This is a genomic window from Cellulomonas sp. Leaf395, assembly GCF_001424125.1.
Lineage (GTDB): Bacteria > Actinomycetota > Actinomycetes > Actinomycetales > Cellulomonadaceae > Cellulomonas.
The window spans coordinates 900673-921373 of sequence record NZ_LMQI01000005.1 but is presented as its reverse complement, the minus strand read 5'-3'; the positions used below and the strand labels follow the sequence as shown (position 1 = coordinate 921373).

General features: G+C 72.2%; 21 protein-coding genes. 14 read left to right on the top strand and 7 right to left on the bottom strand.

Annotated elements, in window-relative coordinates; genetic code table 11:
• Positions 1–7 precede the first annotated feature (7 nt).
• Positions 8–1357, top strand: a complete 1350-nt coding sequence (locus ASG23_RS18810) for a M20/M25/M40 family metallo-hydrolase (RefSeq protein WP_056028150.1) — start codon at positions 8–10, stop codon at positions 1355–1357.
• Between the two features lie 299 nt (positions 1358–1656).
• Here the strand turns inward: ASG23_RS18810 and ASG23_RS18805 are convergent, their stop codons facing one another.
• The gene (locus tag ASG23_RS18805) at positions 1657–1905 is read right to left on the bottom strand and encodes a DUF5703 family protein (RefSeq protein ID WP_056028147.1); all 249 of its coding nucleotides are present in this window, start codon (positions 1903–1905) and stop codon (positions 1657–1659) included.
• 112 nt (positions 1906–2017) lie between these two features.
• On the opposite strand from ASG23_RS18805, the gene ASG23_RS18800 reads away from it, so the two are divergent.
• Positions 2018–2314 carry a hypothetical protein gene (locus tag ASG23_RS18800; RefSeq protein WP_056028145.1) on the top strand — a complete coding sequence of 99 codons (297 nt, stop codon included), beginning with the start codon at positions 2018–2020 and terminating at the stop codon, positions 2312–2314.
• Here the strand turns inward: ASG23_RS18800 and ASG23_RS18795 are convergent, their stop codons facing one another.
• Complete coding sequence (locus ASG23_RS18795) at positions 2315–2908, bottom strand: YdeI/OmpD-associated family protein (protein ID WP_056028143.1); 594 nt, start codon at positions 2906–2908, stop codon at positions 2315–2317.
• Positions 2909–2917: 9 nt separating this feature from the next.
• The gene (locus tag ASG23_RS18790; RefSeq protein ID WP_056028139.1) at positions 2918–3877 is read right to left on the bottom strand and encodes an aldo/keto reductase; all 960 of its coding nucleotides are present in this window, start codon (positions 3875–3877) and stop codon (positions 2918–2920) included.
• A 78-nt stretch (positions 3878–3955) separates the two neighbouring features.
• Here ASG23_RS18790 and ASG23_RS18785 point away from each other — a divergent pair, with 78 nt between their 5' ends.
• A complete protein-coding gene (locus ASG23_RS18785) occupies positions 3956–4843 on the top strand; it encodes an undecaprenyl-diphosphate phosphatase (RefSeq protein ID WP_056028136.1) in 888 nt (295 codons plus the stop codon).
• A 3-nt stretch (positions 4844–4846) separates the two neighbouring features.
• Here the strand turns inward: ASG23_RS18785 and ASG23_RS18780 are convergent, their stop codons facing one another.
• Positions 4847–5857 carry a CorA family divalent cation transporter gene (locus ASG23_RS18780; RefSeq protein WP_235521245.1) on the bottom strand — a complete coding sequence of 337 codons (1011 nt, stop codon included), beginning with the start codon at positions 5855–5857 and terminating at the stop codon, positions 4847–4849.
• A 40-nt stretch (positions 5858–5897) separates the two neighbouring features.
• On the opposite strand from ASG23_RS18780, the gene mshC reads away from it, so the two are divergent.
• Positions 5898–7157: a cysteine--1-D-myo-inosityl 2-amino-2-deoxy-alpha-D-glucopyranoside ligase gene (gene mshC / locus ASG23_RS18775; RefSeq protein WP_056028133.1), complete on the top strand. Its 1260-nt coding sequence runs from the start codon at positions 5898–5900 to the stop codon at positions 7155–7157.
• Positions 7158–7161: 4 nt separating this feature from the next.
• On the opposite strand, the gene ASG23_RS18770 is transcribed toward mshC, so the two are convergent.
• The gene (locus ASG23_RS18770) at positions 7162–8019 is read right to left on the bottom strand and encodes a PAC2 family protein (RefSeq protein ID WP_056028130.1); all 858 of its coding nucleotides are present in this window, start codon (positions 8017–8019) and stop codon (positions 7162–7164) included.
• A gap of 176 nt (positions 8020–8195) precedes the next feature.
• Between ASG23_RS18770 and ASG23_RS18765 the strand changes: the two genes are divergently transcribed.
• The gene (locus ASG23_RS18765) at positions 8196–8879 is read left to right on the top strand and encodes an HAD family hydrolase (protein ID WP_268760898.1); all 684 of its coding nucleotides are present in this window, start codon (positions 8196–8198) and stop codon (positions 8877–8879) included.
• Between the two features lie 31 nt (positions 8880–8910).
• Here ASG23_RS18765 and ASG23_RS18760 read toward each other — a convergent pair whose 3' ends face one another.
• Entirely contained in the window at positions 8911–9858 is a 948-nt protein-coding gene (locus ASG23_RS18760; protein ID WP_442856828.1) for a RecB family exonuclease, read from the bottom strand.
• Between the two features lie 60 nt (positions 9859–9918).
• Here ASG23_RS18760 and ASG23_RS18755 point away from each other — a divergent pair, with 60 nt between their 5' ends.
• The 9 genes from ASG23_RS18755 (at position 9919) to ASG23_RS18715 (ending at position 19995) form a co-directional block, all read left to right on the top strand.
• Complete coding sequence (locus tag ASG23_RS18755; protein ID WP_056028127.1) at positions 9919–11052, top strand: site-2 protease family protein; 1134 nt, start codon at positions 9919–9921, stop codon at positions 11050–11052.
• Positions 11053–11063: 11 nt separating this feature from the next.
• Complete coding sequence (locus tag ASG23_RS18750; RefSeq protein ID WP_056028124.1) at positions 11064–12092, top strand: tRNA (adenine-N1)-methyltransferase; 1029 nt, start codon at positions 11064–11066, stop codon at positions 12090–12092.
• Positions 12093–12367: 275 nt separating this feature from the next.
• The gene (gene arc, locus ASG23_RS18745) at positions 12368–14002 is read left to right on the top strand and encodes a proteasome ATPase (protein ID WP_056028121.1); all 1635 of its coding nucleotides are present in this window, start codon (positions 12368–12370) and stop codon (positions 14000–14002) included.
• Positions 14003–14048: 46 nt separating this feature from the next.
• Positions 14049–15656, top strand: a complete 1608-nt coding sequence (dop, locus tag ASG23_RS18740) for a depupylase/deamidase Dop (RefSeq protein ID WP_056028119.1) — start codon at positions 14049–14051, stop codon at positions 15654–15656.
• A 116-nt stretch (positions 15657–15772) separates the two neighbouring features.
• Positions 15773–15970 carry a ubiquitin-like protein Pup gene (locus ASG23_RS18735; protein ID WP_056028116.1) on the top strand — a complete coding sequence of 66 codons (198 nt, stop codon included), beginning with the start codon at positions 15773–15775 and terminating at the stop codon, positions 15968–15970.
• Between the two features lie 6 nt (positions 15971–15976).
• Positions 15977–16834, top strand: coding sequence for a proteasome subunit beta (gene prcB, locus ASG23_RS18730; RefSeq protein WP_056028113.1), 858 nt, complete (start codon positions 15977–15979; stop codon positions 16832–16834).
• A complete protein-coding gene (gene prcA, locus ASG23_RS18725; RefSeq protein ID WP_056028109.1) occupies positions 16831–17532 on the top strand; it encodes a proteasome subunit alpha in 702 nt (233 codons plus the stop codon). Before prcB ends, prcA begins: the two co-directional genes overlap by 4 nt.
• 52 nt (positions 17533–17584) lie before the next feature.
• Positions 17585–18946 carry a Pup--protein ligase gene (pafA, locus tag ASG23_RS18720; RefSeq protein ID WP_056028106.1) on the top strand — a complete coding sequence of 454 codons (1362 nt, stop codon included), beginning with the start codon at positions 17585–17587 and terminating at the stop codon, positions 18944–18946.
• A 164-nt stretch (positions 18947–19110) separates the two neighbouring features.
• Positions 19111–19995, top strand: coding sequence for an FKBP-type peptidyl-prolyl cis-trans isomerase (locus tag ASG23_RS18715; protein WP_235521242.1), 885 nt, complete (start codon positions 19111–19113; stop codon positions 19993–19995).
• Here ASG23_RS18715 and ASG23_RS18710 read toward each other — a convergent pair.
• The gene (locus ASG23_RS18710) at positions 19992–20639 is read right to left on the bottom strand and encodes a TIGR03085 family metal-binding protein (RefSeq protein WP_056028104.1); all 648 of its coding nucleotides are present in this window, start codon (positions 20637–20639) and stop codon (positions 19992–19994) included. The two genes, ASG23_RS18715 and ASG23_RS18710, sit on opposite strands and share 4 nt — an antisense overlap.
• Positions 20640–20701: the final 62 nt, after the last annotated feature.

The following is a 20701-nucleotide window of genomic DNA, read 5'->3' as shown; positions in this document are numbered from 1 at the left end:
GGACGGCATGTCCGTCACCCACCCGGCCTCCGGCGCGCCCGGCAGCGGTTCACTCTCTGCCCAGGACGAGGTCGTGCAGATCTGCCGCGACCTGATCCGCATCGACACGTCGAACTACGGTGACGACTCCGGGCCGGGGGAGCGGGTGGCCGCCGAGCACGTCATGGACCTGCTGACCGAGGTGGGCCTGGACCCCGAGCTGTTCGAGAGCGCGCCGGGCAGGGCGAGCGTCGTGGTGCGGCTCGAGGGCGAGGACTCGTCGCGCCCCGCGCTCGTGCTGCACGGCCACCTGGATGTGGTGCCCGCGCGGGCCGAGGACTGGACGGTCGACCCGTTCGGCGCCGAGGAGGTCGACGGCCTCGTCTGGGGTCGCGGTGCGGTCGACATGAAGGACATGGACGCGATGATCCTGTCCGTCGTGCGGCAGATGGCCCGCGAGGGCCGCAAGCCCGCGCGGGACGTCGTCGTCGCGATGTTCGCGGACGAGGAGGCCGGCGGCAGCCTCGGGGCGCGGTGGGCGGTCGACCACCGCCCGGAGCTGTTCGAGGGTGCCACCGAGGCGATCAGCGAGGTCGGTGGCTTCTCGGTCGACGTCGACGGTCACCGCGCGTACCTGCTGCAGACCGCCGAGAAGGGGCTCTCGTGGCTGCGGCTCGTCGCCGACGGTCGGGCGGGCCACGGCAGCCAGGTCAACGCCGACAACGCGGTCACGCACCTTGCCGAGGCGGTGGCCCGGCTCGGTCGGCACGCGTGGCCGCTGCAGCTGACCCCGACGGTCCACGCGCTGCTCGAGGGCGTCGCACAGCTCACCGGTCTGCCGTTCGACCCCCAGGACCCTGCGGGCATCGACCGCCTCGTGGCCGCCCTCGGTCCGGCGTCGAAGTTCGTCGGCGCCACCCTGCGCAACACCACCAACCCCACCCAGCTGACCGCTGGCTACAAGGCGAACGTGATCCCCGGGTCCGCGGAGGCGACCGTCGACGGCCGCTTCCTGCCCGGCATGGAGGACGAGTTCGCGCGGACCGTCGCCGAGCTCGCCGGGGAGCACGTGCGCATCGAGCGGCTGCACCACGACACGGCGCTCGAGGTGCCGTTCAGCGGAGACCTCGTGGACCGCATGGTCGAGTCGCTGCTGGCCGAGGACCCCGACGCGACCGTGCTCCCGTACACGCTGTCGGGCGGCACGGACAACAAGTCGCTGTCCCGCCTCGGTATCCGGGGTTACGGCTTCGCGCCGCTGCGGCTGCCCGCGGACCTCGACTTCGCCGGCATGTTCCACGGCGTCGACGAGCGCGTGCCGTCGGACGCGCTGCGGTTCGGCACCCGCGTCCTGGACCGCCTCCTGCGGACCTGCTGACTCAGCCCGGCCGGGCGTCGAGGACGACGCAGCAGCGGTCGGGTGCGGCTCGAGCCGAACGTCGAGCCGGTCGGGTGCGATGCCGTCCGTGGCGAGGCGCCGGTTCGCCCCGCACACCAGGTCGGTGTGCACCTGCGCGAGCGCGTGGAACGGGCAGTTGTTGCAGGTCGGCGTGGCGGGGCGGCTCGTAGCCGTGATCGGCCGTCAACGTCTGGGACGTCAACGAGCAGCTGCGAGTGCTCGTGGGGCGCGAGATCGCTCCCGACCGCCCGCTCGCCAGGACGTGCGCTCGACGAGCTCTAGCCCGAGGTCTCCGCCAGCGTGCTGCGCACGCGGATGACCTTGCGTCGCAACCAGACCTTGCGCTCGCCACCGGCGAACAGGAGCGTCCTCGACAGCTCCCAGCGGCCCAGCTCGGCCTGCTCGGTCAGCATCCGGCGCGCGTCGTTCCGGGACGTCGTCGCCGGGATCCGCAGCACGCGGTACTCGTACTGGCCGCCTTGCGCGACCCAGTCGGGTCGCTTCGTCCGTGTCTGACCGATTGCCATTCGCCACCCCGTCCCGCGACGGCGCTCGCGCCGCAACGATAGAGAGTCAGAGCCTGGTGCCGCAGAACCTTACGCGCTGCCATTGTGCCTCGTAGACGACTACGGTCGTCGCATGACCGTCGACCCGCGTGCCGCGCTGGACCGCCTGATCGCAGCCCTCGAGGCCCACTACACCGCCGTCGCCGCACCGCACGGCGAGGACGACCCCGCAGTCGACGACGCGTACGACATCCTGGCGGACGCCTTCGAGGTGTACGACGACGCCCTCGGAACCGTCCACGGCGAGGCCACGCCGTTCTACCTCGCCGAGGAGGACGACGGTGAGGACGACGATGACGACGAGGACGAGGACGACGAGGACTACGACGACGCGGACGTCGACGACCTCGCCGACGAGGCGAGCCGGTAGCTAGTCCTTCTTCTTCGGTGCCGGGTACGGCGTTATGCCATGGGCGAGGGCGTCGGTGAGCTGCTTTATTCGGCGGGCGCGGGTCTCCGGGCGCACCGCGGTCTGGATGCGTGCCAGGAAGGCGAAGCGGTTGCGGCCGTCCAGCGCGGCGAAGACGTCGGTGAGGTTGCGCGTGGCCAGGGCGGCGGCGAGGTCGTCGGGTACCACTGCCGTGGCCGGGCTGTCGTAGGCCGCGTCCCAGCGGCCGTCCGCCTTCGCCCTCTCCACCTCGGCCAGGCCGGCGGGGCGCATCCGCCCTTCGGCGGTGAGGCGCCCGATGCGTTCGCGGTTGATCTTCGACCAGACGCTCTTCGCGCGGCGCGCGGTGAACCGCTGGACGTACCAATCGTCGTCGAGCCGCCGGGCGATGCCGTCGATCCAGCCGAAGCAGAGCGCCACGTCCACGGCCGTCGTCCAGTCGATCGACGTGACGCCGGTGCCCTTCTTGGCCATCCGGATCCAGACGTGCGCGGCGGTCGAGGCGTTCTCGACGAGCCAGGCCTCGAACGCGGTGTCGTCCTCGAAGAACACCGCGTCGGTGTGGTCCATCGACATGGCGGCAGCCTAGAAGCGCTCGGGATAGCCCAGCGTCGGGGCGCTGATCTCGTCGAGGGCTCTGCGTAGCTCGTCGGGCAGCTCCAGGTCCTGAGCCGCGAGCGAGCCCCGCAGCTGCGTGGCCGTGCGTGCACCCACGATCGCCGACGCGACGCCACGCCCCTGCACCCACGCGAGCGCCACCTCGAGCGGTGTGCGTTCCAGACCGGAGGCCGCGGTCGCCACCGCCTCGACGATCGTCGCGGACGCCCGGGCGAGATACGGCTCGACGAAGCCCGCGAGATGCGGCGACGCGGCCCGGGAGTCGGCCGGGATGGTCCGGCGGTACTTGCCGGTCAGGACTCCGCGCCCCAGGGGCGACCATGCGAGCACGCCGACCCCGAGCGCGACGGCCGCGGGGACGACCTCGCGCTCGATGCCGCGCTGCAGCAACGAGTACTCGGCCTGGACCGCGGTGAGCCCGACCTCGCCCTCGAGCAGGCTCGCCGCACGGGCCACCTGCCAGCCGGCGTGGTTGGCCAGCCCGACGTAGCGCGCGCGCCCGCTGGTCACGGCCAGCCGCAGCGCCGACACGGTCTCGTCGAGCGGGGTGCGCGGGTCGGGCGTCTGGACGAGCCACAGGTCGACGTGGTCGGTCCGCAGTCGCCGCAGGGAGCCGTCCAGCGACGCCAGAAGCCCGCCGCGCGAGGCGTCGACCACCCCGCCGTTGTTGGTGCGCCGGATGCCGGCCTTGGTGCACAGGACGACCTCGTCGCGCGGGACGACGTCGTCGAGCAGCTCACCCAGGAGCTCCTCGGCCCCACCGTCGGCGTAGGACGCGGACGTGTCCACGAACGTGCCGCCGGCGTCGGTGAAGTCCCGCAGCTGCTCGGTCGCGTCGTGCGCGTCCGTGTCGCGGCTCCAGGTCATCGTGCCGAGCCCGAGCCGGGAGACCCGCAGACCCGTGCGGCCCAGGTGGCGCTGTTCCATGAGGCGCAACACTAATCGGCGCGCGCACGCCTGCTGCAGCAACGCACCCGGCTATCGTGTCCGCTCGTGACTGAGGCCATGGGACTGGGTGAAGCGATCCTTCTGGGGCTCGTCCAGGGGTTGACCGAGTTCCTCCCGGTGTCGTCGAGCGCGCACCTGCGCATCGTCGGGGACCTGTTCGGGTCCGACCCGGGCGCCGCGTTCACGGCGATCACCCAGCTGGGCACCGAGACCGCGGTGATCCTCTACTTCCGGCGCGACATCGCGCGGATCGCCACCGCCTGGTGGCGGGCGATCCGGGGGGACCACGGCAGCGACTGGCGCTCGCGCGCGGGGATGCCGGCGGGGCGGCGGGCCAACCACGACGCGCTCATGGCGTGGTTCATCGCGCTCGGTTCGCTCCCGATCGTCGTCCTCGGCCTGGCGTTCCAGGACGCCATCGAGCAGACGTTCCGCAACCTGTGGCTCGTCGCCCTGACGCTCGCGGGCTTCGCGCTCGTGCTCGGCTGGGCGGACGGCAGGGGGGCCAAGCAGCGCGAGCTCACGGAGCTGACCGGCAAGCACGCGATCCAGTTCGGGTTCTGGCAGGCGCTCGCGCTCGTCCCCGGGGTCTCCCGGTCCGGCGGCACCATCACCGGTGGGCTGCTCATGGGCTACACGCGGGAAGCCGCGGCGCGCTACTCGTTCCTGCTGGCCATCCCCGCGGTGTTCGGGTCGGGGCTGTTCCAGCTGGCCAAGAGCGTCGACGACTTCGGCAAGGGCGGCACCCCGGGCTTCGGCGCGACGCTGGTGGCGACGCTCGTCGCCTTTTTCGTCGGCTACCTGGTCATCATCGTGTTCCTGAAGATCGTCTCGACGTTCAGCTACAAGCCGTTCGTGTACTACCGGCTCGGGCTTGCCGCGCTCGTCGTGCTCCTGCTGCTCACCGGCGTGCTGGACGCCAACAGCGCACCCGTCACCACGTAGGGCTCAGAGCCAGCCGGTCCGGCGGAAGAGCCGGTAGAGCGAGTAGCAGACGGCACCCATCGCGGCGATCGCCAAGGGATACCCGAACGTCCACGTCAGCTCCGGCATGTGCTCGAAGTTCATGCCGTAGATGCTGGCGACGAGGGTGGGCGCTGCCGCGATGGCCGCCCACGACGAGATCTTGCGGACGTCCTCGTTCTGCCGCACCGACACCTGCGCAAGGTGCACCGAGAGCATGTCGCTGAGCAGGTCGTCGTACCCGTCGAGGTGCTTGTCCAGGCGGTCGACCCAAGCCTCGGCCCGGCGCAGCCACGGCTGCGAGCGACGGCGACCGGGTCCCTCGTCGGCCTCCGCCATCAGCTCGGGCAGCACGGACGTGACCGGGCTGAGCGCCCGGCGGGCCTCGGCGATCTCGCGCTTGAGGTCGTAGATCTCCGCGAGCGGGTTGTCGTGCCGGGCGGAGGAGAAGACCAGACGCTCCGCGTCGGCGACGGCATCCCCGAGACCGATCTCGACGTCGGACGCCTCCGCGACGAGCGTGAGCACGACGACCGCGAGGACCTGGTGGACGCCTTCGTCGGGCACGGGGAACCCACCGGTCAGCTTGGCGACCGCGCGGTCGAGGACGTGCGCGTCGCCCAGCTCCGCCATGAGGACGACGTCGTTGCCGACGACGCTCGTCAGGGCTCCTGTGTGCACGTCGTGCGTGGCCTCGTCGTAGGACAGCGTCGGCGTCGTCAGGATGAGCTCGCCGTCCGGGGAACGGTCGAGGCGGGCGCGCTGCGCGTGGTTCGGTGCCGGCGGATGGGCTCCGGGGATGCGGTGCTCGAGGAGCGCGATGGCCCGGTCGCTGATGCCGTGCCGACGCGCGGCGTCCGACAGGTCGTCCATCGAGTCCACGATCACCCACCGGGCTCCGGCGGGCACGGGCCCGTCCTCGGCGAGCTCCCACCCGTCGGAGGTGCCCACGCAGACACGCTCGCGGGGGCCGTCGGTCGTCGTCTCGTGCGTCACCTGGGCATTGTGGACCTCGGGACGCAGTTAGGCTTCCGCCGTGCTCACCTGGCCGCCCCCGTACATCCCGCAGCTCCCCGGACGTGGCCTCGCGGTCCAGGTGCGTGACTCGTCGACGGACCAGCTGGTCCTCGCGGCGGCAGGCACCGACGCGACGCTCTACGTCTGCGGGATCACGCCGTACGACGCCACCCACCTGGGCCACGCCGCCACCTACGTCGCCTTCGACGTCCTCGGGCGGGCGTGGCGCGACGCCGGCCTGCGGGTCCGTTACGCCTCCAACGTCACGGACGTCGACGACCCGCTGCTGGAGCGCGCGGCGTCGCTCGGCATCGACTGGCGTGACCTCGCAGCCGAGCAGACCCAGCTCTACGCGGAGGACATGACAGCACTGGCCGTCATCCCGCCCGACGTCTACTGCGGGGTGGTCGAGGTCATCCCCGCGGTGGTCGAGGCCGTCGAGGTCCTGCTCGCCGCCGGTGCCGCGTACCGCGTGACGACGCCCGAGGCGCTCGCCGACGACGACCTGGGCGACGTCTACGCCGACCTCACCGCCGACATCGACTTCGGCGCGGTCGCGGGACTCGACGACGACACGATGCGCACGCTCTCCGCGGAGCGTGGGGGAGACCCCGAGCGGGCGGGCAAGCGCGCACCACTCGACCCGCTCCTGTGGCGCCGTGAGCGGGCCGGCGAACCCGCCTGGGACGGCGGCTCGCTCGGTCGCGGTCGTCCCGGCTGGCACATCGAGTGTGCGGTCATCGCGCGGGACGCCCTCGGGCTGCCCTTCGACGTCGAGGGCGGGGGGTCCGACCTGCAGTTCCCGCACCACGAGATGAGCACGTCGCACGCCCGGCTGCTCGACCAGGGTCGCGGAGCGCGGGTCCACCTGCACACCGGAATGGTCGGGCTCGACGGTCACAAGATGAGCAAGTCGCGCGGCAACCTCGTGCTCGTCTCCAGCCTGCGCGAGCAGGGTGTCGATCCGATGTCCGTGCGCCTGGCCATCCTCGCGCACCGCTACCGCGACGACTGGGACTGGACCGACGAGGGCCTGCACGCCGCGCAGGCGCGCCTGGAGCACTGGCGGGCGGCTGTGTCGGGCAACGGCGGCCCGGACGCGGACAGCACGCTCGCCGCCGTGCGAGCGGCGCTGGCCGACGACCTGGACACGCCCGCGGCGCTGGCCGCGATCGACGCCTGGTCGGACCTGTCGCTGGCAGGCACGGCGGACCCGGTGGAAGGCGCACCGGGCGTCATCGGCCGGACCCTCGACGCCCTCCTGGGCATCCGCCTCTGACGGCTCAGCCGCCGGTGCCCTTGTCGCGGCGGCGCAGGTAGCGCTCGAACTCCTGGGCGATCGCCTCGCCGCTCGCCTCCGGGAGGTCCGCCGTGTCCTTGGCCTCCTCGAGCTGGTGCACGTACTCGCCGATCTCGGCGTCCTCCGAGGCCAGCTCGTCGACCCCGTGCTGCCAGGCGGCCGAGTCGTCGGGCAGCTCGCCCAGCGGGACCGGCTCCCCGAGCAGCTGCTCGATGCGGTGCAGGATCGCGAGCGTGGCCTTCGGCGAGGGCGGGTGCGCGACGTAGTGCGGGACCGCGGCCCACAGGGACATGGCCCGCATCCCGCGTGCCGCGGCCTCGTGCTGGAGCACGCCGACGATGCCGGTGGGCCCCTCGTACGTGTTGGGTTCCAGTCCGAACTGGTCGCGGACGCCCGCGTCCTCGCTCGTCGTGTTCACCGGGATCGGCCGCGTGTGCGGCACGTCCGCCAGCAGCGCGCCCAGGGTGATCACCGTGTCGACACCGAGACCCGCGGCGATGTCCAGCAGCTCCGTGCAGTACCGGCGCCACCGCATGGACGGCTCGATGCCGTGCACCAGGACCACCCGCCGCCCGCTCACGGGTGCGCTCGCGACCGCGACGGCGGTGGTCGGCCACGTGATCTCGCGTCGGCCGTCCGGGCCGGGACCGACCACCGGCCGGTTGACCTGGAAGTCGTGGTACTCCTCGGGGTCGAGCTCGTCCACCTGCTCGGCGTCCCACATCTCGTGCAGGTGCTCCAGAGCCTGGGTGGCGGCCGACCCGGCGTCGTTCCATCCCTCGAACGCCGCCAGCAGCACGGTCTCGCGGGCAGGGAGGTCGGCCGAGGGGGTCTCGCTCATCGACCCAGCCTAGGGCGCGGGCGGGGGTGCGACCCTGACGGACGGCTGCGCGCGCGTCGGGCGCGTCCTCGGCAGGTCGGGTGCGAACCGCGAGGCGGGTAACCTCGATCGGTCCATGGCACCGACGGGAGAATCCCTTGACCCTCCATACCCCCAGCAGTTCCCCAGGTCACAGCGTGGTCCCTGTCCGGCTGCTCCCCGCGGCCGTCCTGTGGGACATGGACGGCACCCTCATCGACACGGAGCCCTTCTGGATCGGTGCGGAGACCGAGCTGGTCGAGGCGCACGGGGGTGTCTGGACGCACGAGGACGGCCTGTCCCTGGTGGGCAACCCGATGCTGGTGTCGGCGGGCAAGCTCCAGGAGCGCGGGGTGGACCTGTCCCTGGAGGACATCGTCGACTTCCTCAACCGCCGCGTGGCCGAGGGCGTCGCCGCCGGGATCCCGTGGCAGCCGGGCGCCGAGCAGGTCCTCGCCGACCTGCACGACGCGGGCGTGCCGATGGCGCTCGTCACCTCGTCGTTCCGCATGCTCGCGGAGCCGTTCGCCGCGGCGGCCGGTCGGTTCGACGTCGTCGTGAGCGGCGACGAGGTGGCGCGCGCGAAGCCGGACCCTGAGCCGTACCTGACCGCGGCGCGCCTGCTCGGCGTGGACGTTGCGGACTGCGTCGCGGTCGAGGACTCCCGCGCAGGCATCGCCTCCGCGCTCGCCTCCGGGGCGCGTGCGGTGGCGATCGAGGTCATGCAGCCCGTCGCCGCACAGCCCGGGCTGACCCGGATCGCCTCGCTGACCGACCTGACGCTGCCCACCCTCGCGCGGATCGTGGGCGGCGAGGTGCTCGACCTGCGCCGCGCGGGCTGACCTGCGCGTCAGGCCCGGGCTGACCTGCGCTTCAGGCCGCCGGGACCGCCGGGACGACGCCGATCGACCGCTCGACCGCACCCTCGGGAATCTCGGGGGGCGTACCGCCGAACGCCGGGCACAGCGCCTTGAACGAGCACCAGTCGCAGAGCTTGGAGGTGCGCGGGCGCCAGTCCCCGGACCGGGCCGCATCCTCGATGCCTCCCCAGATGGAGCGGACCCGCGCCTCGACGGTCGCCATCTCGGCCTCCGTCGGCTCGTGCGCGAGGATCACGCCGTCGCCCAGGTACTCGAGCTGGAGCCGCTTGGGCAGCACGCCGCGGGTGCGCCAGATGACGTACGCGTAGAAGCGCATCTGGAACAGCGCGGAGCTCTCGAACCCGACGCGCGGGGAGCGTCCCGTCTTGTAGTCGACGACCCGGACCCAGCCATTGGGGGCGACGTCGACCCGGTCGATGATGCCGCGCAGCTGGGGGCCGCCCTCGTCGAGCTCCGTGGACACGAGCAGCTCGCGCTCCCGGGGCTCGATGCGCGTCGGGTCCTCGAGCGTGAAGTAGGTCCCGAGCAATGCCTCCGCGCTGGTCAGCCACTCGGCGAGCTCCGTCGGGTCCGCGAACAGCTCGCCGATCGCCGGAGAGCGCTCGAGAAGCGTGGCCCACTGGTCGGGCAGCAGCGCGTGCGCCGCCGCCAGCGTGCGCTCGGGGGCAGGCAGGTCGAAGAGGTGCTCCAGGACCGCGTGCACCAGCGTCCCGCGGGCGGCGGCCGAGCTGGGCGGCTCGGGGAGGCGGTCGATCACGCGGAATCGGAACATCTGCGGGCACTGCAGGAAGTCGTTGGCGCGCGACGGGGACAGGCCGGGCCGCGACGGAGGCCGCTCGGAGACGGCTGCCTCGACGGCGACCTCGACGGCCTCCTCGACCGCATCGTCGGCGATCGCCGCGGCGTCTGGCACGTCCTGGTCGAGGTGCTGGGCTGTCACGTGTCGAGCGTAGGCGGGGGCGCCCACACGGCCGACCAGCGACCCACCTACTCTGGACCGGTGAGCGCCCCTCGACCCCCCGCACGACGAGCCTCCGGCTGGGTGATCGGCCGCGCCGTCGGTGCACCGATCATCCTGGCCCCGAGCTGGCTGATCGCCGCGGTGGTGCTGACGCTCATCTTCGCCCCCACGGTCCGCGCGCGCTCCGGGGACCTCGGCGCCCTCGTCTACGTCGTCGCGCTCGGGTTCGTCGTCCTGCTCTTCGCCTCCGTGCTGGTTCACGAGCTCGCGCACGGGCTCATGGCGCGCGCCCGCGGGCAGCAGCCGCGCGAGTTCGTGCTCACGCTGTGGGGTGGGCACACGGCGTTCGGCGGCGCGACGCCGACGCCGGCCAGCAGCGCGCTCATCGCGGTCGTCGGACCCATCGCCAACCTGGTGCTCGCCGCCGGGTTCCTCGCGATCGCGCAGGGCGTCGACGCGACGAGCCTCGTCGGGCTGCTCGTCTGGTCCGGGTGCCTGACCAACGCCTTCGTCGGGCTGTTCAACCTGGTGCCCGGGCTCCCGCTCGACGGCGGGTTCCTGCTCGAGGCTGCCGTCTGGGCGGTCACCAAGAACCGGCACACGGGGACGGTCGCCGCCGGGTGGGTCGGCCGCGCCGTCGCCGTCGGCGTGTTCGCCTGGGCGCTCCTGCTGCCGCTCGCGCAGGGCCGTCAGCCGGAGATCTACGACATGGTCTGGGCAGCGCTCATCGGCGCGTTCCTCTGGTCGGGAGCCTCCGCGGCCGTCCGCGGCGGCCGGACGCAGAAGGCGGTCGGCCTGGTCACGGTCGCGTCGGTGGGCCGCCGAGCGACAGCGGTCGGGCACACCGAGTCGCTCGCGCACGCCGCGGCGCTCGCCGCCGCGGCCGGTGCCGAGGAGGTCGTCATCCTCGCGCCCGACGGCCGCCCGGCCGCGTACGTCGACCGTGCTGCAGCCGCCTCGGTTCCCGCCGCCGCCGCAGGCACCACCCCGGTGACCGCCGTCGCCGTCCCCCTGCCCGGCGGCGCGGTGGTGGACGGGCTGCTCACCGGGCAGCAGCTGGTGGCGGCCGTCGGCCGCGCCACCGAGCACTCGCCCGTCGTGGTGGCCGTCGTGGACGGTCGCGTGGTCGGCCTGATCCGTGCGATGGACGTCGTGGCCGCCATCCGCTCCTAGACTCGGGCACCGTGAACCCCGACCAGACGTCCACCGGGGCCGCGCAGCGCCGCGGCCTCTTCCGTGCGGGCGACCGCGTGCAGCTCACCGACCCGCGCGGCCGGCTGCACACGATCACGCTCGCCGAGGGCGCCTCGTTCCACACGCACCGCGGGTACCTGAACCACGACCAGCTCCTGGATGCGCCCGAGGGCTCGGTGGTCCGCAACACCGCCGGCATCGAGTACCTCGCGGTGCGCCCGCTGCTCGCGGACTACGTGCTGTCGATGCCGCGCGGCGCCGCCGTTGTCTACCCCAAGGACTCCGGCCAGATCGTCGCCATGGCGGACATCTACCCCGGCGCGCGCGTGATCGAGGCGGGCGTCGGCTCCGGCGCGCTGACCATGTCGCTGCTGCGAGCGGTCGGCGACGGCGGTTCTCTGCACTCGATCGAGCGGCGTGAGGACTTCGCGGCGATCGCCCGCGGCAACGTCGAGGGCTTCTTCGGCGGACCGCACCCGGCGTGGCAGCTGTCCGTCGGTGACCTCTCGGACGTGCTGCCGACCGTCGCGGAGCCCGGCAGCGTGGACCGCGTCGTGCTCGACATGCTCGCGCCCTGGGAGAACCTGGATGCCGTCGCCGACGCGCTCGCCCCCGGTGGCGTCTTCATCTCCTATGTCGCGACAACCACGCAGCTGTCCCGGCTGGCCGAGGACATCCGCAGCGACGGCCGGTACACCGAGCCCGAGGCGTGGGAGTCGATGGTGCGCGGCTGGCACCTCGAGGGCCTCGCCGTGCGGCCGCAGCACCGGATGATCGGGCACACCGGCTTCCTGCTCACCACGCGCCGGCTCGCGGACGGCGTCGAGGCCCCGCAGCGGCGTCGGCGGCCCGCCAAGGGCGCCTACCCCGTGGCACCCGACGGAGCGCCCGCGGTGGACGACTCCGAGCTCTGGTCGCCCGAGGCCATGGGAGAGCGGCTCGTCTCGGACAAGAAGCTGCGCCGCGCGCGGCGCGACGTGGGCCAGGCCCCCGCACCGACCACGGGTCCGGAGGTCTGAGCCGTAGCGCAGCGCAGGGTGGGGGTCGCGCCAGCGGCACGCGCCCGGAGCGGAGCGCAGGCACACGCCGACTGTGAGCACCGAGGTCTGAGCCGGAGCGCAGGCTCGCGACGACCAGCGCAGCCTCTTCCCGTTGTCCGCTGGTCGAGAACGCGCTGCGCGCGTCGGACCCCGTGTGTTGACACTGGTGGTTAGGGTCGTCGGACCAGCAGGCACAGCGCCGTGCACGGTGGTGACGGTAGACGACCACACGACGCGGAACGGAGGCCGACGAGATGACCGATCCGGCAGCCCCTGGACGGGACCTGCACCGAGAGCTCACAGTGCTGGCCGCCAAGAACGAGCGGCTCAGCGACGCGCTCGTGGCGGCCCGGGAGCAGATCATCGACCTCAAGCGCCAGGTGGACGACCTGGCCAAGCCCCCCGGCACGTACGCGACGTTCCTCGGCTCCCGCGCCGACGGCACGGTGGACATCGTGTCGTCAGGCCGCAAGATGCACGTCGGTGCCAGCCCGTCGCTCGACGTCTCACGCCTCCAGCCCGGCCAGGAGGTCATGCTGAACGAGGCCCTGACCGTGGTCGAGGCCGGTGGCTACGAGGAGGTCGGCGAGCTCGTCACCGTCAAGGAGCTGCTCGGCACCGATCGTGCGCTGGTGGTCGGCCGCGGTGACGAGGAGCGCGTCGTGCGCTTCGCCGGTCAGGTCCGTGACGCGCACGTGCGGATCGGCGACGCGCTGACCATCGACTCGCGCAGCGGCTTCGTCTTCGAGGTCATCCCGCGTGCCGAGGTCGAGGAGCTGGTGCTCGAAGAGGTGCCGGACATCGACTACGAGGACATCGGCGGGCTCGGACCGCAGATCGAGGCGATCCGCGACGCCGTCGAGCTGCCGTTCCTGCACCCCGAGCTGTTCCGGGAGCACGGACTCAAGCCCCCGAAGGGCGTGCTTCTGTACGGCCCTCCGGGATGTGGCAAGACGCTCATCGCTAAGGCTGTCGCCCACTCGCTCGCGGCCACCGCGGCCGCGGCGAAGGGCGAGTCCACCGCCGACACCAAGAGCTTCTTCCTCAACGTCAAGGGCCCGGAGCTGCTCAACAAGTACGTCGGCGAGACGGAGCGGCACATCCGGCTGATCTTCGCGCGGGCCCGTGAGAAGGCGTCCCAGGGCCACCCCGTCGTCGTGTTCTTCGACGAGATGGAGTCGCTGTTCCGCACCCGCGGGACAGGTGTCTCGAGCGACGTCGAGACGACGATCGTGCCGCAGCTGCTGAGCGAGATCGACGGCGTCGAGCGGCTCGAGAACGTGATCGTCATCGGTGCCTCGAACCGCGAGGACATGATCGACCCGGCCATCCTGCGGCCCGGACGTCTCGACGTGAAGATCAAGATCGAGCGCCCCGACGCCGAGGGTGCGCGGGAGATCTTCGGCAAGTACCTGGTGCCGACGCTGCCGATCCACCCGGACGACATCGCGGAGCACGGCGGGTCCGCCTCCGCGGCCGTCGAGGCGATGATCACGCGCGTCGTCGAGCGGATGTACACCGAGAGCGACGAGAACCGGTTCCTCGAGGTCACCTACGCGAGCGGCGACAAGGAGGTCCTGTACTTCAAGGACTTCAACTCCGGCGCGATGATCCAGAACGTCGTCGACCGTGCCAAGAAGTCGGCCATCAAGGACTTCCTGAGCAGTGGTCAGCGGGGGATCCGCGTCGACCACCTGCTCACCGCGTGCGTCGACGAGTTCCGCGAGAACGAGGACCTGCCCAACACGACCAACCCGGACGACTGGGCGCGCATCTCCGGCAAGAAGGGTGAGCGCATCGTGTTCATCCGGACGATCGTGCAGGGCAAGAAGGGCGCCGAGGGTTCACGCACCATCGAGAACGTCACGAGCACCGGCCAGTACCTGTAGACGGACGCTCGATCGACGCACGGTCACGGGACCCTAGGGTGGTCACGTGACCGTGCGCCGTGTGATGGGGATCGAGACCGAGTACGGGATCCTCCAGCCCGGACGTCCGCTGGCCAACCCGATGCTCCTGTCCAGCCACGTCGTCGCCGTGCACGCCGCGGCGCGCGAGGGTGCGCGGACCAAGGCCCGCTGGGACTACGACGACGAGGACCCGCTGCACGACGCGCGCGGCTTCCACCTGCAGAGGGCGTCGGCGCACCCGTCGTTGCTGACGGACGACCCGGAGAAGCCGGCACCGTCGGGCGACAGCCCCCAGGCCCTCCCGCGAGCGACCGCCGAGGAGTACGAAGACCCGGGCGCCGCCAACGTGATCCTCACCAACGGCGCGCGCCTGTACGTCGACCACGCCCACCCGGAGTACTCCTCGCCGGAGGTCACCAACCCGCTCGACGCCGTCCGCTGGGACCGCGCCGGGGAGCGTGTGATGCTCGCGTCCGTCCGGGCGCTCGCGTCGACGGCGGCGCTGCCGGACGTCGCGCTCTACAAGAACAACGTGGACGGCAAGGGCGCCACCTACGGCATGCACGAGAACTACCTCGTCGACCGGGCCGTCCCCTTCCACGACCTGGCCTCGCGGCTGATCCCGTTCTTCGTCACCCGCCAGGTGTTCACCGGCGCGGGCCGGGTCGGCCTGGGCCAGCGCGGCGAGGAGCCGGGCTTCCAGCTGTCGCAGCGCGCCGACTACATGGAGGCGGAGATCGGTCTGGAGACCACGCTGCGTCGCCCGATCATCAACACGCGTGACGAGCCGCACGCCGACCCGGACCGGTGGCGACGGCTGCACGTGATCATCGGCGACGCGACGATGCTCGAGGTCGCCACGTACCTGCGGCTGGGCACCACGTCGTTGGTCCTCTGGCTCATCGAGCGCGCGGTCGCCGAGAGCGGGTCCGGGGGAGCGTTGGCCGCGGTCGACCGGCTGGCGCTGCGCGACCCGGTGCACGCCGTCCACGTGGTCAGCCACGACGTGACCCTCACCGCACGGCTGGAGCTCGCGGACGGGCGCCACCTGACCGCTCTCGAGGTGCAGCGCGAGTACCTCGACGCCGTCCGCGCGACCGTGGAGCACGTCGGCGACGAGCCCGACGCGCAGACCGCCGACGTGCTCGCCCGCTGGGGTTCGGTGCTCGACCGGCTGGGGTCGGACCCGGCGTCGTGCGCACGCGAGGTCGAGTGGCTGGCCAAGCTCCGCCTGCTCGAAGGCATGCGGCGCCGCGACCGGCTGGCGTGGGACCACCCGCGCCTGGCTGCGATGGACCTGCAGTGGTCCGACGTGCGACCGGAACGCGGCCTGTACCACCGACTTGTCCAGGCGGGCGCGGTCGAGCTCCTGGTCAGTGCCGAGGAGGTCGCCGACGCGGTCCTGCACCCACCGCGCGACACCCGGGCCTATTTCCGCGGCGAGGCGGTGGCGCGGTACGGCGGCGAGATCTCGGCGGCCAGCTGGGACTCGGTGGTGTTCGACGTGCCCGGGGCGGCGACGCTGCAGCGGGTGCCGATGCGCGACCCGCTGCGGGGGACGCACGCGCACGTGGGGGAGCTGCTGGACCGGAGCCCGGACGCCACCGCGCTGCTGGACGCGCTGGGGGCGTAGCCGTCCCACGGCGGCCGTCCGCCGCCGTCCGTTCTGCGGGCGCGCGGACCGGGACCGTCGGAAGATGGGCCTAGGGTGGGCGACAGCACGTCGGCTCGGTACTTCGGGAGGTCACCATGGCTGGTCAGGAACAGGTACGCCCGCGCCGCGAGGACTCGGAGCCGGACGACGGACCGGACACGCCCGCTCCTGCCGCTCCGGCCGCGCAGTCGCGGGACGCGGACGTCGACGCGCTGCTCGACGAGATCGACGACGTCCTGGAGTCCAACGCCGAGCAGTTCGTGCGCGGCTTCGTCCAGAAGGGCGGTCAGTGACCGCCGATGACTTTCTCGACACCGTCGCCCGACCGTTCGTCATCCGGGCGGCTGCCGCACGCGTTCACGACGCCCGGCTCGTCGTCGTTCGTGGAGTTCCTGTCCGGCCACGCCCCGCAGCTGCTGCCGGGTAACCGGCCGACCGGCGACGTGCACGCACCGCACGGCACCACGATCCTCGCGCTAGCGTTCGAGGGCGGGATCGTCATGGCGGGGGACCGCCGCGCGACCATGGGCTCGATGATCGCCAGCCGGGAGATCGAGAAGGTCTTCCCCGCCGACGAGTACTCGGCGGTCGGCATCGCCGGCACCGCCGGCCTCGCCGTGGAGCTGGTCCGGCTGTTCCAGCTCGAGCTCGAGCACTACGAGAAGATCGAGGGGAGCCTGCTGTCGCTCGACGGCAAGGCCAACCGGCTCGCGACGATGATCCGCGGCAACCTCGGCATGGCGATGCAGGGACTGGCGGTGGTGCCGCTGTTCGGCGGCTTCGACCTGGACCGGCGCATCGGCCGGATCTTCTCCTACGACGTCACGGGCGGCCGCTACGAGGAGCACGACCACCACGCGGTCGGCTCGGGGTCCGTGTTCGCGCGCGGCTCGCTCAAGAAGCTGTGGCGGCCGGGCCTCGACGCCGACGCGGCGGTGAAGGTGGCCGTGGAGGCGCTCGTCGACGCGTCGGACGACGACTCGGCGACCGGCGGCCCGGACCACACCCGGGGCATCTGGCCGGTCGTCGCGACCGTGACCGAGTCCGGGTACCTGCGCGTCAGCGACGCCGACCTCGGCGCGGTCGCCGCACAGGTCGAGCAGGAACGCCGACGGACGCACGAGGGTCACCGAGACGCCTCTGGCGGTGCGCGATGAGCATGCCGTTCTACGTCTCGCCCGAGCAGCTGATGAAGGACCGGGCCGACTACGCACGCAAGGGCATCGCGCGGGGGCGGTCCGTCGTGGTCCTGCAGTACGACGACGGGATCGCGTTCGCGACGGAGAACGCCTCGCGCGCGCTGCACAAGATCTCGGAGATCTACGACCGCATCGGCTTCGCGGCCGTCGGCAAGTACAACGAGTTCGAGAACCTGCGCGTCGCCGGCGTGCGCTACGCCGACCTGCGCGGCTACTCCTACGACCGGGAGGACGTCACCGCCCGGGGTCTGGCCAACGCGTACGCGCAGACGCTCGGCACGTCGTTCACGACGGAGTCCAAGCCGCTCGAGGTCGAGATCGTCGTCGCCGAGGTCGGTCGCGCAGCCGCGGGCGACCAGATCTACCGGCTCGCGTACGACGGCTCGGTCACGGACGAGCACGGCTACGTCGTCATGGGCGGGCAGGCCGAACGGCTCGGCGGTCTGCTGGCCGAGCAGTGGCGGGCCGGGCTGACCCTGCCGGAGGTGCTCGGGCTCGCGGTGCGGACGCTCGGTGCCGCGGCGGAGGACGGCGGGGAGCCCCGGGCGATCCCGGCGGTGCAGCTGGAGGTGGCCGTGCTGGACCGCACGCGTCCCCGCCGCACGTTCCGACGGCTGGCCGGGGCGCTGCTGGAGGACCTCCTGGGCGCAGACTGACGGGGGCAGACCAGCGGACCGGGCGCGGTGTCGAGTGGAGGGGAGCACGGCGATGGACAGGCGGATCTTCGGCCTGGAGACGGAGTACGGAGTCACGTGCGCCGCGCAGGACGGTCGCGGGCTCTCCGCGGACGAGGTCGCGCGCTACCTGTTCCGCAAGGTCGTCGCGTGGGGGCGCTCGTCCAACGTGTTCTTGCGCAACGGCTCGCGGCTGTACCTCGACGTCGGGTCGCACCCCGAGTACGCGACTGCCGAGTGCGACGACGTGCGACAGCTGGTCACGCACGACCGCGCGGGAGAGCGCATCCTCGAAGGGCTCGTCGCGGACGCCCAGCAGCGGCTCGAGCACGAGGGCCTGCCGGGCACGATCCACCTGTTCAAGAACAACACCGACTCCGCGGGCAACTCCTACGGCTGCCACGAGAACTACCTCGTGCGTCGGCAGGGCGACTTCTCCCGGCTGTCGGACGTGCTGGTGCCGTTCCTGATCACCCGCCAGATCCTCACGGGCGCGGGCAAGGTGCTCACCACGCCACGGGGTGCGGTCTACTGCCTGTCGCAGCGCGCGGACCACATCTGGGAGGCGGTCTCCAGCGCGACGACCCGGTCGCGGCCCATCATCAACACCCGCGACGAGCCCCACGCCGACGCCGAGCACTACCGCCGGCTGCACGTGATCGTCGGCGACTCGTCGATGTCCGAGGCGACGACGATGCTCAAGGTCGGCTCGACGGACCTGCTGCTGCGGATGATCGAGGCCGGCGTCCCGATGCGGGAGATGGCCCTGGAGAACCCGATCCGCGCGATCCGGGAGATCAGCCACGACCTCACGGGGATGCACCCGGTGACGATGGCGAACGGTCGGACCGTCACGGCGATCGACCTGCAGGAGGAGTACCTCACGCGGGTGACCGACTTCCTGGCGTCGGAGGGTGGACCGAGCCCGGAGAACAAGCAGGTGCTCGACCTGTGGGAGCGCGGGCTGCGGGCGATGCGCACCGGCGACCTGTCGCTGGTGGACCGTGAGCTGGACTGGGTGATCAAGTACCGGCTGATCGAGCGGTACCGCGCCAAGCACGGCCTGGAGATGTCCGACGTGCGGGTGCAGCGCCTCGACCTGGCGTACCACGACATCTCCCGCACGGAGGGCCTCTACAACCTGATGGCCGCCAAAGGGCTGGTGGAGCGGGTGACGACGGACCTGGAGATCTTCGAGGCGACCGCGGTCCCGCCGCAGACCACGCGGGCCAAGCTCCGGGGAGACTTCGTGCGGGCCGCGCAGGACGCGCGCCGCGACTACACGGTCGACTGGGTGCACCTCAAGCTCAACGACCAGGCCCAGCGCACGGTCCTGTGCAAGGACCCGTTCCGCAGCGTCGACGAGCGGGTGGACCGGCTCATCGAGTCCATGTAGCACCGACCTGACAGCGCCGGGCCGTACAGTGTGGCGGTCCCGGCGTCCGCCAGGACCGGTGGGCCGGCGTCCGTCAGGACCGCGAACGGAGCCCGCCAGGACCGTGAGCAGGGGTCCCTCTAGGACCGCGAGCCGGCCAGGACCCAGGAGCTGGAAGGAACGACGTGCGACGACCTCAGGGCCGAGCCCTGGTCGCCGGTCTGGCGATCGCGATGCTGACCCTTGTCGGCTGCAGCGCACCGGCCTCGGAGCCGGCCGCGGTGACGGTGTCCGGGGAGTCCGGCGAGGCACCGACGGTCACCTACCTGACCCCGCTGCACGTCGAGGCGACCCGAACGGAGCAGATCTGGCCGGGTACGGGGCCGGAGCTGGTCGAGGGAGAGCCCGTGCTCATCGACTTCTGGCTGGAGGACGGGACGGACGCCTCTCTGGTCAAGGAGAGCTACTCCACGAACCCGACGGCGATGCTCCTGACCGAGGAGGACCTCGGCACGGACCTGTACGAGACGCTGCGGGGCCAGCAGGTCGGCGCGCGGATGCTCCAGGTCAGCCCCGGCAGCGGATCGGGCGCGACGGACTACCCGACGGTGACGGTGGTCGACGTCCTGCCCACCCGCGCCGACGGCGAGGCCAAGGCCCCTCGACCCGACCTGCCCGTCGTCACCCTCGACGCGTCCGGCGCACCGTCGATCACGCCGACCGGCACCGAGCCGCCGACGACGCTCGTGGCACAACCGCTGATCCGCGGCAACGGCGACCAGGTGGCTGCCAGCGACGTGGTGACCGTGCAGTACACGGGGTTCGCCTGGACGACGGGGGAGGCGTTCGACTCGACGTGGACGCACGGCCTGCCGGTGTCGTTCTCCTTGCTGGACGTCCAGGCGTGGGCCGAGGCGCTGGTCGACCAACCGGTCGGCAGCCAGGTGATGCTCGTGGTCCCGCCCACGTACGCCCTCGGGGTCACCGAGAGCGAGGAGCTGGCCGGCCAGACGGTCGTCTTCGTCGTCGACATCCTGGCCACCGGGCACCCCGAGCAGGCGGCAGGCTAGCGCGAGGGCAGAACCGCCTCGATCGTCGCGACGTCGTCGTCCTGGCCCTCGACCCGCACGTCGGCCGCGGCGCCGCGCCCGAGGAGGTACAGGACGATCTCGCCGACGTCGCCGCGCACGATGACCGTGCCGTAGTCCGCCTTCGGCGTGCTCAGGTGGCGCCGGATGCCGTCGGTCCGGGCGAGCACGACCCCGACAGGCACGGTGCGCAGTCGTCCCTTGGCGGCACGCGGCAGGTGCGACCACAGCGCCTCGACGAGCCCCGGGTGGAGCTCGCGGGCCGGGACGGGGCCGGCTCCTCGCCGGACGTCCTCGGTGTGCACGAAGAACTCGACGACGTTCGCGAACTCGCCGACCCAGGAGGCCGGGTGCCAGCGCGGGGGCCTGTCGGCGACCCGTGCCACCAGGTCCCGGTAGGCGCCCTCGGTCGACGCCTGGTCGGCGAGCCTCGCGATGGCGGCCTCGGCGCGGGGCGAGAGGGCCGGGATGGCGATCCCCGCACCGACGACGGCGGAGCGTTCCCGCAGCACGACGTGCGCCGCCAGGTGGCGGGCCTCCCAGCCTTCGCAGAGGGTCGGTGCGTCAGGTGTGACGTCCCGGAGTGCCTGCGCCAGCTGCTCGCGCTCGATCTCGTGCCAGGTCATGACCGCAGGATCCCATGCTGTGCTCCGCCCTGCGGTCCGAGCGCAGCGCACTGGCCAGGTCA

Excerpts from the sequence above, each read along its gene's own strand:
- ASG23_RS18800 (WP_056028145.1), top strand. The coding sequence starts at position 2,018 with ATGACCGTCGACCCGCGTGCCGCGCTGGACCGCCTGATCGCAGCCCTC.
- ASG23_RS18810 (WP_056028150.1), top strand. The coding sequence starts at position 8 with ATGTCCGTCACCCACCCGGCCTCCGGCGCGCCCGGCAGCGGTTCACTC.
- arc (WP_056028121.1), top strand. The coding sequence starts at position 12,368 with ATGACCGATCCGGCAGCCCCTGGACGGGACCTGCACCGAGAGCTCACA.
- ASG23_RS18735 (WP_056028116.1), top strand. The coding sequence starts at position 15,773 with ATGGCTGGTCAGGAACAGGTACGCCCGCGCCGCGAGGACTCGGAGCCG.
- ASG23_RS18770 (WP_056028130.1), bottom strand. The coding sequence starts at position 8,019 with ATGAGCGAGACCCCCTCGGCCGACCTCCCTGCCCGCGAGACCGTGCTG.
- prcB (WP_056028113.1), top strand. The coding sequence starts at position 15,977 with ATGACTTTCTCGACACCGTCGCCCGACCGTTCGTCATCCGGGCGGCTG.
- ASG23_RS18805 (WP_056028147.1), bottom strand. The coding sequence starts at position 1,905 with ATGGCAATCGGTCAGACACGGACGAAGCGACCCGACTGGGTCGCGCAA.
- ASG23_RS18785 (WP_056028136.1), top strand. The coding sequence starts at position 3,956 with ATGGGACTGGGTGAAGCGATCCTTCTGGGGCTCGTCCAGGGGTTGACC.
- ASG23_RS18710 (WP_056028104.1), bottom strand. The coding sequence starts at position 20,639 with ATGACCTGGCACGAGATCGAGCGCGAGCAGCTGGCGCAGGCACTCCGG.
- prcA (WP_056028109.1), top strand. The coding sequence starts at position 16,831 with ATGAGCATGCCGTTCTACGTCTCGCCCGAGCAGCTGATGAAGGACCGG.
- pafA (WP_056028106.1), top strand. The coding sequence starts at position 17,585 with ATGGACAGGCGGATCTTCGGCCTGGAGACGGAGTACGGAGTCACGTGC.
- ASG23_RS18795 (WP_056028143.1), bottom strand. The coding sequence starts at position 2,908 with ATGTCGATGGACCACACCGACGCGGTGTTCTTCGAGGACGACACCGCG.
- ASG23_RS18790 (WP_056028139.1), bottom strand. The coding sequence starts at position 3,877 with ATGGAACAGCGCCACCTGGGCCGCACGGGTCTGCGGGTCTCCCGGCTC.